14 protein-coding genes are annotated in these 14068 nt (G+C 31.4%); 7 read left to right on the top strand and 7 right to left on the bottom strand.

Translation table 11 applies throughout. The features are described 5' to 3' along the window. Positions 1-5: 5 nt before the first annotated feature. From M3P09_RS11870 to xrtF, 7 genes are all read right to left on the bottom strand, one after another. A complete protein-coding gene (locus tag M3P09_RS11870) occupies positions 6-440 on the bottom strand; it encodes a carboxypeptidase-like regulatory domain-containing protein (RefSeq protein WP_249973275.1) in 435 nt (144 codons plus the stop codon). Positions 441-717: 277 nt separating this feature from the next. Next, positions 718-1107 carry a heavy-metal-associated domain-containing protein gene (locus tag M3P09_RS11865; RefSeq protein WP_099563806.1) on the bottom strand — a complete coding sequence of 130 codons (390 nt, stop codon included), beginning with the start codon at positions 1105-1107 and terminating at the stop codon, positions 718-720. Between the two features lie 85 nt (positions 1108-1192). After that, on the bottom strand, positions 1193-3442 hold the full coding sequence (locus M3P09_RS11860) for a TonB-dependent receptor (protein WP_249973274.1): 2250 nt from the start codon (positions 3440-3442) through the stop codon (positions 1193-1195). A gap of 3 nt (positions 3443-3445) precedes the next feature. Further along, complete coding sequence (locus M3P09_RS11855; RefSeq protein WP_249973273.1) at positions 3446-4174, bottom strand: heavy-metal-associated domain-containing protein; 729 nt, start codon at positions 4172-4174, stop codon at positions 3446-3448. Positions 4175-4243: 69 nt separating this feature from the next. Further along, complete coding sequence (locus M3P09_RS11850) at positions 4244-4645, bottom strand: HYC_CC_PP family protein (protein ID WP_430886768.1); 402 nt, start codon at positions 4643-4645, stop codon at positions 4244-4246. A 57-nt stretch (positions 4646-4702) separates the two neighbouring features. Continuing rightward, complete coding sequence (locus M3P09_RS11845; protein WP_249973270.1) at positions 4703-5131, bottom strand: exosortase F system-associated membrane protein; 429 nt, start codon at positions 5129-5131, stop codon at positions 4703-4705. Continuing rightward, positions 5124-5675: an exosortase family protein XrtF gene (xrtF, locus tag M3P09_RS11840; RefSeq protein WP_249973269.1), complete on the bottom strand. Its 552-nt coding sequence runs from the start codon at positions 5673-5675 to the stop codon at positions 5124-5126. Before xrtF ends, M3P09_RS11845 begins: the two co-directional genes overlap by 8 nt. 85 nt (positions 5676-5760) lie before the next feature. On the opposite strand from xrtF, the gene M3P09_RS11835 reads away from it, so the two are divergent. From M3P09_RS11835 to rodA, 7 genes are all read left to right on the top strand, one after another. Beyond that, positions 5761-6216: a GAF domain-containing protein gene (locus M3P09_RS11835; RefSeq protein ID WP_099563811.1), complete on the top strand. Its 456-nt coding sequence runs from the start codon at positions 5761-5763 to the stop codon at positions 6214-6216. A 439-nt stretch (positions 6217-6655) separates the two neighbouring features. After that, positions 6656-8188, top strand: coding sequence for a bifunctional phosphoribosylaminoimidazolecarboxamide formyltransferase/IMP cyclohydrolase (gene purH / locus M3P09_RS11830; protein ID WP_249973268.1), 1533 nt, complete (start codon positions 6656-6658; stop codon positions 8186-8188). 286 nt (positions 8189-8474) lie between these two features. Beyond that, complete coding sequence (locus M3P09_RS11825; RefSeq protein ID WP_099563814.1) at positions 8475-9503, top strand: rod shape-determining protein; 1029 nt, start codon at positions 8475-8477, stop codon at positions 9501-9503. 23 nt (positions 9504-9526) lie between these two features. Next, positions 9527-10342 (top strand): rod shape-determining protein MreC, encoded by an 816-nt coding sequence (gene mreC, locus M3P09_RS11820; RefSeq protein ID WP_249973267.1) that lies wholly within the window; start codon positions 9527-9529, stop codon positions 10340-10342. Further along, positions 10343-10849 (top strand): rod shape-determining protein MreD, encoded by a 507-nt coding sequence (mreD, locus tag M3P09_RS11815; RefSeq protein WP_249973266.1) that lies wholly within the window; start codon positions 10343-10345, stop codon positions 10847-10849. Continuing rightward, positions 10846-12783, top strand: coding sequence for a penicillin-binding protein 2 (gene mrdA, locus M3P09_RS11810; protein ID WP_249973265.1), 1938 nt, complete (start codon positions 10846-10848; stop codon positions 12781-12783). The genes mreD and mrdA overlap by 4 nt, the downstream gene beginning before the upstream one ends. Beyond that, positions 12783-14060, top strand: coding sequence for a rod shape-determining protein RodA (gene rodA, locus M3P09_RS11805; protein ID WP_249973264.1), 1278 nt, complete (start codon positions 12783-12785; stop codon positions 14058-14060). Before mrdA ends, rodA begins: the two co-directional genes overlap by 1 nt. Positions 14061-14068 lie beyond the last annotated feature (8 nt).

Genomic DNA, 14068 nt, shown 5'->3' with positions numbered 1-14068 from the left:
GTAGATTAATTAGATCGTTTGGATTTATAAGGCTTATCAGTATTTAAAGCTCCTACAAATTCAATTAAATCTTCCGTTAACATTGGTTTTATAAAAGTGGTATCATCTTTAATTTTTACTTCTATTGTGTCGTAACCTAAGTAACTTATAAGTAAGACATCACCTGTTTTTAGAGACTTAGGAAATGTAAATTCTCCTTTGCTGTTAGAAACTGTTCCTATTTTAGACCCCTTTAATGTAATACTAGCTGTTTCTAAAGGGCCTTCTTCATTACTAATAATACCTTTAATGGTTCTTTCATTTTGTGCAACTTCAGTTGAAGGTGTTTTTTCAGATTGTCCATAAACAGGATTAAACATAAGAGTAGTAATCATTAATACTGCTACGTAACCAATCGTACTAAGAGCGCTTTTTTTGGGAAATTTTAATTGAGTTTTCATAATTCTAAATGTTTTGTTTTCATCAAATCTATCATTAGAAACATTATTATAAAAGTTACATTGAGTAAGCAATCGATTTGAATGAGTGAAGATACTAAATCTTAAAGCGAATTACAATTACATACTTAAAGAACAGCATTTTATATCGCAATTTTAACATTATTGGTATTAAAAAAATAATGCGAATGTTTTACATAAATCTCTGTTATATAAAATACAGCCAAAAACAAAAACCCCAAGCTAATAGGCTTGGGATTTGATAATTAAAATTTTATTTTTAGTGATTGTGACCATCATCTTTTTTGTGCTCTTCACCTTCTTTATGACTGTCTTTAACGTCTTCATCTCTATACTTACAACACGGATGTACTGAAGCATAAGCCTCATCTGTTGCCTTTATTTCTTTTGTATCATGACCAACACCAGCAATTGTTTTCTGTATGGTTTTTAAATCGGTCTTGCGTTCATCATAGATAAGCTTTAACTCATGAGTTTTAACATTCCAAACTGCAGACTTCACTCCTTTTGATGTTAAACAAGCCTTTTCTATACGATTTTTACACATCATACAAACACCATCAACCTCCATAGATGCTTTTGCATTTTTATTTTGTGCAAATGTTGTTGTTCCTATTAGCATTAAAGCTAAAATCATTATTTTTTTCATTGTATTCTTACTTTTGTTTTGTCAGGTCGAGCGCAGTCGAAACCTAATTATTGCCTCCCGACTGCGCTCGAGGTGACATTTACTTTTATTTTATTTTAAATCGTAATCCAGCATAATAACTTGCTCCAAAAATTGGGCCATATACAAAGGTCGTATCAAAATTTGAACCAAAAGGATCATTTGCTCCTAAAATAGGATTATCCTGCCTTACATTTGTTATATTTTCTCCACCTAAATATACTTCAAATTTTGGAGAAAATACTTTAGTTACTTGAGCATTTAACGTGCCAAGTGTTGGAGTGTTTTCAGGTAATTGATATTGAACTGGGTTTCCTACTGTTGATGAGAACCGCTGCTCTCCTAACCAATTATAAGTTGCGTCAAATTTCCATTGAGCACCATTTTCGTGCTTACGCGTTTCGTACGATGCATTAGCAAACAAACGATTTGTTGGCACTAATGGTTTTGATAATTTACCCGAGTTATAATCAGTTTTTACATCGTAATATTTATAAGCCATTCGCAAATCGAAATGTTCAAATACATTATAATTCAGTTCCACCTGAAAGCTATTCGCATAACTTTTACCCTCCAAATTATAGAAATTTACTTCTTGTGGGTTTTCAAAATCTATAACAACTTGATTTTTAAAATCAGTTTTATAATAATCTAAGGTAATATCAGCTTTTCTTCCAAAAAGATTAAATCCTTGTAAAAAAGACACCCCATAATTCCATGCAATTTCTGGGTCTAATCCGTAAATATCTCCATTTGTGTCTAAAATATTTATAGCTCTTGAGGTAGAAAATATACTTTGATTTTCGGCAAAAATATTAGCACTTCTTTTTCCTCGGCCAAAAGAAGCTCTTAAAGCTGATTTCTCCCATGGTGTATATCGTGCATGAACTCGAGGTGTAACAAAAGTGCCTAATAAATTATGATTATCTACTCGAACACCTGCAGTTAAATTTAACTTATCGAGGTTATCAAAATTATATTCAAAAAAGGCACCAATTGAATGTTCGGTTCTTTCGTAATTTGAACTTAACGTTTGTGCATTTACCAATTCATCGTAATGATCATATGTATAACTTAATCCTGTTTTAATTTTGTGCCTAGAGTCGCTAATAATAGAATTATAAATTGCGTTAGCATATAAACTATTGTGTTTAATATCATATTGATTTAACCCATAATACGAATCTTGTTTATGGCTACTAAACGCTGTTTGCACTCCAATACTTTGCCAAGGGATTTCTGGATTCACATAACCAAATTTTGTTGATACTTCATACCGGCGGGTATTAATTTCGCTTCCCCAAGCATTGGTTGTTCCTCTGTCTGTTTTTGGATTAAAATTAACTTGTCCCGTCTGCTTTTCATCATCTAAAATTTTTAGATTTATAAAGCTCACAAAACCTTTTTCGGTATCGATGTATTGCCATCGGTTCATTACATTTATCTGATTATATAATGGCATATCTAAAAAATTATCGTCATTCACGTCATGATTAACTTGATGCGTATTACCATGTAAATACAAACCCGCACTCCATTTATCGCTTACTACCGTATTTATATGCGTATTTAATTCAAAACGTCCATTAGCATTAGCATAAACGTTTACAAATAATTTATCATCTGTAGTTGGCTTTACAAGTTCTGCGTTTATTTGTCCTGCAATACTTTCAAAACCATTAACTACGCTTCCAGCTCCTTTAGTAATTTGAATACTTTCTACCCATGTCCCTGGTATAAAACTCATTCCAAAAGCTTGGGATGCACCACGAATAGATGGTATGTTTTCAGTAGCAATTAAAATGTACGGACTTGTTAAACCTAACATTTTTATTTGTTGAGTACCTGTAACTGCATCAGCAAAATTAACATCGATAGATGGGTTGGTTTCAAAACTTTCAGATAAATTACAACAAGCCGCTTTTAGCAATTCGTCACTACTTACAGTAAATGTATTTGTTGCTTGCAAATACGATTTGGCAGTCGCTTGCTTTCTAGAAGTTACTGTTACAGCATCTAAATTATCTGTTGGCTGCAACCAGTAATGTACCATTTTTGGTTCATTTACAGTAATTGTATCGGTTTTAAAACCAACATAACTAATTACCAGTTTAGTATATTCTTTTTTATATGGAATTGTGAATTTTCCATCAATATCTGTTACTGTTCCAACAGAAGTATCGAGCCAATATACATTAGCACCAGCTAATCCTATATGCTCATTTTTTTCATTAGCCTCCATAATCATTCCGCTAATCTTGTCTTGCGAAAAGCTTAATAAAGGCAATATAAATATTATATATATTAAATGTTTCATTTTTTAATTGTAGGTTTTTAACAGCATGATAACAGCCATAACAATCATAATGCTGTTTTCTATAAATGTGGCTTTCGTCATTGGTAATTTTAAAGCCGTACCGAGGCAAGCACATCGAATAGTTTTTTTACTTAAAAGTGTTTTTGAAACCCCAATAGTTGTAAGACCCAAAATGATTAAAGTGATAATTAATGCTATAGAAATTTGTATACGCATTAAAAAAAGTAAACCCAACGCCAACTCAATAAACGGATATAACCAACCATAAGCAGGAATCACCTTAGCTAAAGGGTCGTACATTTTAAAAGACTCTGGAAATCCTTTTAAATCTAAAAACTTAAAGAAACTAAAAACAACATAAAACAACCCCATAAAATCGAGCATAAAACCATTGGTATTCCAAGGGTTATAATTCAATAAAATAGATGCTCCTATTATAAAAGCAAAGATTAAAAATAAAGGAAAAAGCTGTTGCAAATCACTTTTTTTATCCTCTTCTATTATGGAAGAAGCAAAAACATTTGCTTCTTGTTTTTCAGAAATAGTGTATTTATTAGATAAAGCCTTTTGTAAAGATTCTATTAAAATATGTTGAGACATTTCAATAGTTACTTCACTTTTTTCAAGACTTACTTTAGCATTTACAACCTGTTTTAAAGCATTCAGTTTGTCTTCAACCGAAGTTTTACAACCATTACAAGTCATACCTGTAACTGTATATGTATGTATCATGATTTTGTATTTGATTAAATAAATAATTTTAAATTTTCGCTAAAGCGGAAATAATAAACATTTATAAAATCAAATTAGGAAAGTATCATTAAGCACTTGTATATCTCTAACCAGATTAGGTGGAGAATAGTTTTTATGAGGAACTATTTGCTGGGATAAGCCTTCAAAAAAATTAACATAAGAATAAATAAATGACGCTAAAAACAGCTGTTGTTCAAATTCTAAATCGTCAAACGAAGAAAATTTTAACTCATCTTGACCTTGAATAACATTAATTTCGTCTTTGCAGCATGTTTTCTTTTGTAATATCTCTAAAGCTTCCATTTCACATTTCTCTGCTTCAACAAAAACAGAAACATCAACCAAAACATCACCACAATAGTGTTTTTCTATAGTAAAAGACACTGTTGAAAACAACACTAAAAGTGTAAGCAGCACTGAAAAGGTTTTATGAAAAAATAGTTTTATCACATAGCAAAAATACAAAAACTTAAAATCAATCCTCCTATTTTATAAAATGATTAACAGTTATTTTTTTAGTTTATGATAGTAAAATGCTGGTAGTAACAAGATTAAAATTATAGGTTGAATTAAAAAGCGACGGAGATTAAAAAAAAGATAATATGTCTCTTGTTTTGGGTTTAAAACAAAGTACATGTAGCCTGAAATCAATAAAACAAAAGCAATTATGTAAATAAAACCAGAAAACTTAATAATGCTTTTATCTTTAAAAAATACAAATAAAACAGCTAAAGAAATAGCAGTATTTATAGCATATCTTAAAACTGTATATATAGTCAATTTAAACACCTCAACTTTTGGACTATCTGTATATAAATAATCGTTTTTAAAAAACTCTAAATAAGGGTCGTAAAATAATTCATTTTCAAAAAAACGTATTAAAATTAACAGCCCAAAAAGTATAAAAAGCAATACGTATTTAGTAAACTTACTCATGGGCAGTTTTTAAGTTTGAAAAACGATTCACCCAAAAAATCCATAATAAAAAAACAAAGCCATAAATAACCGCAGGAAAAACTATATCGTGTAAAACAGCTTGTCTTTCTGGATAATGGTATAATGCTATAGTGAATAAAGCAATTCGTATTAAATTTGCGGCATAAATTAAAACACTCCCAGATAAAATAAAAAATAAGGTAGTTTTAAGTTTTCCTGAAAAAGCAATAATGAACGACATAAACAAAATAATAACACTTACCGAATTACACCCCTCTATAACTCTAGCCAAATATTTGCCATTTAAAATAACTTTTATCGAAGCCTCTTCAGGATGTGGAAACATTTGTGTATCATACCCAAAACCGTTTAATAAAACATCTGTTTGTTTTGCAACCAAATGTGTTAAATAATCTGGGTAGAATTTAGATCCTTCAGAAAACTCTAAGTAAAAATGATATAAAGTTGAAAAGCCTACATACACAATTAAAAATGTGAGTATAAACTTTATAACCAATTTATATTTAACAAAAAGTTCTTGCAAAAAAATACGTTTAAAGTTAAAATTATCTGAAACTAAATATCGAATTTACACCTTTTTAAATACTTTTACCAAAACTTTTGAATTTATGCCTTTTGAATTACTAAAACCTCAAGTAGAAACCATTATTTCTGATTCTACAAAAACTACTGAAGAACGTTTATTATCTATCTGTCAATTGTTAGAAACAAACATTAATTATTACAATTGGGTGGGTTTTTATTTTGCTAATGGCGATAAAAAAGAATTGCATTTAGGCCCTTATGTTGGAGAACCAACAGACCATACTATTATACCGTTTGGAAAAGGTATTTGCGGACAAGTAGCTGTAAGTAACGAAAATTTTGTGGTACCAGATGTTGCCGCTCAAGACAATTATATTGCCTGTAGTATTACTGTCAAAGCAGAAATTGTAGTGCCTATTTTTGTGAATGGAAAAAATATTGGACAAATAGATATAGACTCGAATACTCCAGATCCTTTTACAGAGAAAGATGAACGATTTTTAGAGTTTGTTTGCGAGAAGGTTGCGGCAATTATTTAAGTAGGTTCTATTTATTTAGCAAAAACGTCAATTAGCTTCTTAAGCAGAAAAGAAATTAAGACAACAATAAATAGAAATAAAGTTATTGTAAAAACAATCCCAAGCCAAAAATTAATATTTGTAATATCCCAAGCCCAACCTACAGTTTTATTAAGACTCCATGTATGCTCTTTAACAAAACTAAAATAGAAAAAAAGAAAAATTGAAGTTAGAATTAAAACTCTAATAAAATACCAACCAAACGTTCTCTTAGGCTTAACTTTCATAAAGTAAAAATACTACTATTTTAGAATTTGGTTTTTCTCTCAATTTTAGAATTTGGCACAACTGTTAACAACTTCTTTATTTAGTTGAAAAAAGGCCTCGTTTTTTAGTCTTATCCAGCCTTTTTTTTTAACTGAAATAACTACTTTTGCGCTTTAACACACAACACACTAAAATGAGCAACGAAAAAACAATTAAATCTGCACTAATTTCTGTATTTAGTAAAGATGGATTAGCACCAATTGTTAAAAAACTAAACGAACAAGGTGTAACCATATATTCTACCGGAGGCACTCAAAAGTTTATTAACGATTTAGGAATAAATGTTGTTCCTGTTGAGGATGTTACATCGTATCCTTCCATTCTTGGTGGTCGTGTAAAAACATTACATCCTAAAGTTTTTGGTGGTATTTTAAATCGTCAAAACCATGATGGTGATGTTGCTGAATTAGCTGAATACGAAATTCCTCAAATTGATGTAGTTATTGTAGATTTATATCCGTTTGAAAAAACAGTAGCTTCAGGTGCAAGCGAGCAAGATATTATTGAAAAAATTGACATAGGTGGTATTTCATTAATTCGTGCTGCAGCAAAAAATTATGCAGATGTGATTTGTGTGTCATCGGTTGATGATTATGCTGAATTTTTAGAATTAATCTCTAAAAATAATGGTATACTTACTGAGGCTGATAGAAAACGTTTTGCTGGAAAAGCATTTAATGTATCATCGCATTACGATACTGCTATTTTTAACTACTTTAATAAAAACCATGATGAAGCAGCTTTAAAAATTAGCGAAACCAACGGAAAGGTTTTACGCTACGGAGAAAACCCTCACCAAAGAGGTTTTTTCTTTGGGAATTTTGATGATTTATTTACCAAACTTCATGGAAAGGAATTAAGTTACAACAACCTTTTAGATGTTGACGCTGCTGTAAATTTGATGTTAGAGTTTAAAAATGATGCCCCTACATTCGCCATATTAAAACACAATAACGCATGTGGTTTGGCTCAACGTAACACTTTACACCAAGCCTATGTTGACGCTTTAGCAGGAGACCCTGTTTCTGCTTTTGGAGGAGTGTTAATAAGCAACAAAGAAATTGATTTAGCTACCGCTGAAGAAATTCATAAATTATTCTGTGAGGTTGTTATCGCACCTTCTTTTTCGCCTGAAGCCTTGAGTATTTTAAAAGGGAAGAAGAATAGAATTTTGTTAGTTATTCATGATATTGAAATGCCTAAAACCAATGTAAGAAGTTGTTTAAATGGTGTTTTAGTTCAAGATAGAAACAATATTACTGACAAAGCTGAAGATTTAAAAACAGCAACCAACATAGCCCCTACAGATGCTCAAATTGAAGATTTACTGTTTGCTTCAAAAATTTGTAAGCACACTAAATCAAACACCATTGTTTTAGTAAAAGGCAAACAATTATGTGCAAGTGGAACTGGGCAAACTAGTCGTGTTGATGCATTACAACAAGCAATACACAAAGCACAATCGTTTAACTTTGACTTAAGTGGTGCCGCCATGGCAAGTGATGCTTTTTTTCCGTTTCCTGACTGTGTAGAAATTGCCAAAAATGCTGGTATTACTTCCGTTATTCAACCAGGAGGCTCAATAAAAGATCAATTAAGTATTGATTATTGTAATGATAATAATGTGGCCATGGTAATGACTGGTACTCGCCATTTTAAGCATTAAACAAGAACGATAGCAAATTGTTGCGTTAGGGATTGAACGGTTCGACTGCGCTCACCGCAGGCTAATTGTTTGAGCTCGCCGACGTAGGAGGAAGCGAGTAGTGAAAGCCCGACCTTTAGGAAACGCCATAATTAATAAATTGATAGTCTAAATATCGATGAAAAACGTATAAGTGTAAGTCTGGATTGTTAAATTGAATTTTGAGCGCTTTAAAAACTCATATATTTATTTACTTTTATTACATTTACAAGATTAGTTAACAACCTTTAAAAACCACTAATAGCACATGGGCTTTTTTGACTTCCTAACCGAAGAAATTGCAATAGATTTAGGTACTGCAAATACACTTATTATACATAACGACAAAGTTGTTGTTGATGCGCCATCGATAGTTGCGCGCGATAGAATTACTGGGAAAATAATTGCCGTTGGTCAACAAGCTAGTTTAATGCAAGGTAAAACGCATGAAAACATTAAAACCATTCGCCCATTAAAAGATGGGGTAATTGCTGATTTTGATGCTTCTGAACAAATGATAAGTATGTTTATTAAAAATATACCTGCATTAAAGAAGAAGTTTTTTACGCCTGCATTACGTATGGTTATTTGTATACCCTCTGGAATTACTGAGGTTGAAATGCGTGCAGTAAAAGAAAGTGCAGAACGTGTTAACGGAAAAGAAGTATATTTAATACACGAGCCTATGGCTGCGGCTATTGGTATAGGTGTAGACATTATGCAGCCTAAAGGTAATATGGTGGTTGATATAGGTGGTGGTACTACCGAAATTGCAGTAATTGCTTTAGGTGGTATTGTTTGTGATAAATCGGTTAAGATTGCAGGTGATGTTTTTACAAACGATATTGTTTACTATATGCGTACACAGCACAACCTTTATGTTGGAGAACGCACAGCAGAAAAAATAAAAATTCAAATTGGAGCCGCTACAGAAGATTTAGATCTTCCTCCAGAAGACATGAGTGTTCAAGGCCGTGATTTGTTAACTGGAAAGCCTAAACAAGTCTCTATCTCTTATAGAGAAATAGCAAAAGCTTTAGACAAGTCTATTTTACGTATTGAAGATGCCGTTATGGAAACACTATCGCAAACACCTCCAGAATTAGCTGCCGACATATACAATACTGGTATTTACTTAGCTGGCGGGGGTTCTATGTTACGTGGTTTAGATAAACGCTTATCTCAAAAAACTGATCTTCCTGTTTACATTGCTGAAGATCCATTAAGAGCAGTTGTTAGAGGAACTGGTATTACACTTAAAAATTTACCTAAATACAAAAGTGTTTTGATTAAATAAAAGCATAAAATAGTCCCTAAATCATGCAACAGATTATAAATTTTATAATAAGAAACAAAACATTTCTGTTATTCTTATTACTGTTTTTTATATCTATTGTTTTTACAATACAATCGCATTCTTATCATAAAAGTAAGTTTATAAATTCTGCCAATTTTTTAACTGGTGGTATTTACAATTCTGTTAATAACATTAGTGAGTATTTAAGCTTAAAATCTCAAAACCAAATTCTATCAGAAGAAAACAATCGCTTAAAATCACTTTTATTTAATTCTGAAAACACAATAGATTCAACCTACACTGATAGTATAACTTACAATGGCTTATACAAAATTTATACGGCTAAAATCATAAAAAATAGCTATTCTGTAGCTGATAATATTTTACTAATCAACAAAGGCACAAAAGATAGCATTAAAGAAGATTTTGGAGTTATAACTAGTAAAGGTGTTTTGGGGATAATAGACAACTCCAGTAACAACTATTCAACTGTTATATCGATTTTAAATACGACAAGTAATATTAGTGCACAACTAAAAAACACAAATCATTTTGGGTCTTTAACTTGGAATGGGGATTCTCCAAATATTGTACAACTAACAGATGTTGAAAAAATAGCTCCAGTTAAAGAAGGAGACACTATTGTTACTTCTGGGCTTTCTTCAATTTTCCCAAAAGACATTCATATTGGTGTTGTTAAAGATTTCAAATTAGATATTGCCGAAAATTATTATGAAATTAATGTAGTTCTTTTTAATGATATGACCAATCTTGAGCATGTTCATATTATAGAGAACAGAGATATTGAAGAAATTACTAATCTGTTAAACTCTAACTAAATGAATAGTATTATTTCTTTAAATAGTGTTCGGTTTTTGGTTCTTGTTTTAACACAAGTACTTATATGCAATCATATCAATTTTTTGGGGTATGTAAATCCGAATGTTTATATACTATTCATCATTTTATTTCCCGTTAAAAACAATCGCTCATTATTTATATTAGTGAGTTTTTTGCTAGGACTAATTATCGATTTATTTTTAGATTCTGGAGGTATTCATGCAGCAGCTTGCGTTTTTATAGCTTATACAAGACCAATTATATTAAAGTTCTCATTTGGTATGGTTTACGAACACCAAAACATGAAATTTAATACTGTAGATTTTGGTGCTAAACTCACCTATATAACCATAATGACTGTTGTACATCATATTATTTTATATAGTTTAGAAATTTTTAGCATTTCAAAAATAATTTTAGTCCTTCAAAAAACGTTATTCTCAAGTATATTTACTATTATACTATGTGTTTTACTAATTATTATTTTTAGCCGAAAATCTAAATGAGACAACTTTTACTATATATATCTGTAATTTTTGTTGGTTTATTATTTATAACTAGGCTTTTTTATCTACAAGTATATACTTCAACTGAACATAATTTGTTTGAAGATAATGCCATTAGAAAAGTTTATGATTATCCAAAGCGTGGTTTTGTATATGACAGAAACGGAAAACTTTTAGTTGCCAATCAGCCTTCTTATGATGTTATGGTTATTCCTCGTGAGGTTGAACCTTTAGACACACTTGAATTTTGTTCATTATTAAAAGTTGATACCGCTTACTTTAATAAAAGATTAAAAAAAGCCAGAGTTTATTCTCCTAGGTTACCATCTGTTTTTTTATCCCACTTATCAAAAGAAGATTATGCCGTTTTACAAGAAAAAATGCGAAAGTTTGATGGCTTTTATATTCAAAAAAGATCTCTTCGGAACTACGAGACTTCAATTGGTGCTAATGTTTTAGGTGATATTGGAGAAGTCAATAATAGAGACATAAAAAAAGACCCTTATTACAGAATGGGCGATTTAATTGGCAGACAAGGAGTAGAAGCATCTTACGAAGATATATTACGAGGTGTAAAAGGCATTAAGTTTATTCAGAAAGATCGATTTAACAGAAATATTGGCCCTTATAAAGATGGTAAGTTTGACACCATTCCTGAACAAGGAAAAGACATCACCATAACTATTGACGCTAAACTACAAGAATACGGTGAGCTACTCATGCAAAATAAACGCGGTGGGGTTATTGCAATTGAACCATCAACAGGGGAAATATTAGCTATGGTAGCCGCCCCTACTTATGATCCAAATATATTAGTAGGCAGAGGCAGATCAAAAAATTTTACTAAACTTTTTAATGATTCTATTGCAAAACCATTATTTAATAGAAGTCTACAAGGTGTATACGAACCTGGATCACCTTTTAAATTAATGAATGCTCTAATTGGCTTGCAAGAAGGCGTATTAACCCCTACCGAAACAGTTACCTGCTATGCTGGTTATAAATACGGAAATCGTTTTATGAAATGTCATTGTTACATTGGTAAACGGAATAATATGATTAGCGGTATTCAAGAATCTTGCAATGCTTATTTTGCTACAGCATATAGAAAAATTTTAGATAAAAATGGGAGCGCTTCTGAAGGCATTGATGTTTGGAGTAAACATGCTAAAAGTTTTGGTTTAGGTAATTTTTTAGGGTATGATTTAAAGGTAGGACAAAAGGGTAGAATTCCAGATAGAGATTATTACAAAAGAATATACCCAAAAACCTTTTATTCAACTTATACAATATCTAACGCTATTGGTCAAGGCGAGGTAGCAACTACACCTATTCAACTAGCTAATATGATTGCTGCAATTGCCAATAGAGGGCATTACTACACCCCCCATATTATTAAATCTATTGAAGGAGAAACACTTCCTGAAAAATTTACAACTCCAAAATACACAACCATAGATAAAGCAAATTTTGAACCTGTAATAGAAGGCATGCATCAGGTTTACAAAAAAGGAACAGCGCAATGGGTGCAAGTAAAGGATATTGATATTTGTGGTAAAACAGGAACTGTTGAAAATTTTGCTATTATTGATAGTTTAAAAACACAATTAACCGATCATTCTATTTTTGTAGCTTTTGCCCCAAAAGAAAAACCGAAAATAGCTCTTGCGGTATTTGTAGAAAATGGTTATTGGGGTAGCAGATTTGCAGGAAAGATTGCCAGCTTAATGATTGAAAAACATATTAAAGGTGAAATAACAAGAACAGATTTAGAAGATTGGCTTTTAAGGCATAGTTTGGAAGACGAGTATGCTAAACCTTATTCTGGTGAACCTTTTCAAATTAACGGAAAAACAAAACTACAAGTTGTTGATGATAACGAATATTCTCGTTTAAAAAAACAGTTAGTCAGAATTAGTAAAGCAACAAATTAATGGTTAGAGAAACGAATAGACATTTTAAATTCGACTGGATTACCATTATTCTTTTCTTGTTACTAGTAGGTTTTGGGTATTTAAATATTTTATCAGCATCACATTCTGGAAGTGCTATAAATTATTTTGATTTATCGCAACCTTATGGTAAGCAGCTTATTTTTATCTTTTTAACCTTTGGCTTAATCGTGGTTCTACTTGCTATTGACGCTAAGTTTTACGAGCGTTTCTCCAGTATAATTTATATAGTTTCGATGCTCTCCTTGGTAGGCCTTTTCCTGTTTGGAAAAAATGTTAATGGAGCCACTTCCTGGTATGCCATTGGAGGAATGACTATACAGCCTAGTGAGTTTGCAAAAATGGCAACGGCATTGGCCGTCGCCAAATACATAAGTGATTTAAACACTAATATTAAAGACTTAAAAGATCAGATAAAAACTCTAATACTAATAGCAATTCCTGCCGTTTTAGTATTATTACAAAATGATACAGGGAGCACCATTGTTTATGGTGCATTCTTTTTTGTTTTATATCGTGAAGGTCTGCCTAAATATTACCTAACCATAGGTATATCTGTTATTCTAGTTTCAATTTTATCTTTAAAATTTGGAGCGATAGCAACTTCCATAATCGCAACTATATTAATTATTGGCTTTCATTTTATAAGCAAAAGAAAACTGCATATTTTTCAATCTTTACTTATTTTAATAGCGACTATTGGTATTTCTTTTGGAGTAAAATTCTTTTATCAAAGCATATTAAAGCCTCACCAGCAAGATAGAATAAGTCTTTGGTTAAGACTAGAAAAAGATCCAGTTAAATTAGAACAAATGAAAAAAACATTTGCTTACAATTTGAATGAATCTGAAAAAGCAATAAGCTCTGGGGGTGTTACAGGGAAAGGATTTATGGAAGGAACAAGAACCACAGGGAAATTTGTTCCAGAACAACATACCGATTATATTTTTAGTACCGTTGGCGAGGAATGGGGCTTTTTAGGAAGTGCTTTTGTTGTAGTTCTTTTTGTTCTGCTAATAATGCGTATTCTTCATCTGGCAGAACAACAAAAAACCCAATTTAGTAGAGTTTACGGGTATGGTGTGGCGTCAATTATCTTCATACACTTTCTTATTAATATAGGTATGGTAATGGGGTTAATTCCTACTATAGGCATTCCACTACCCATGTTTAGCTACGGCGGTTCTGGGCTTTGGGCATTCACTATTTTACTATTTATATTTATTAAACTAGACTCTAATAAAATTAATGAATGGTAATTTTAAAG

The sequence above is a fragment of the Jejuia spongiicola genome, assembly GCF_023502325.1.
Classification (GTDB): Bacteria; Bacteroidota; Bacteroidia; order Flavobacteriales; family Flavobacteriaceae; genus Wocania_A; species Wocania_A spongiicola.
This window is presented reverse-complemented; position numbering and strand designations above follow the sequence as displayed.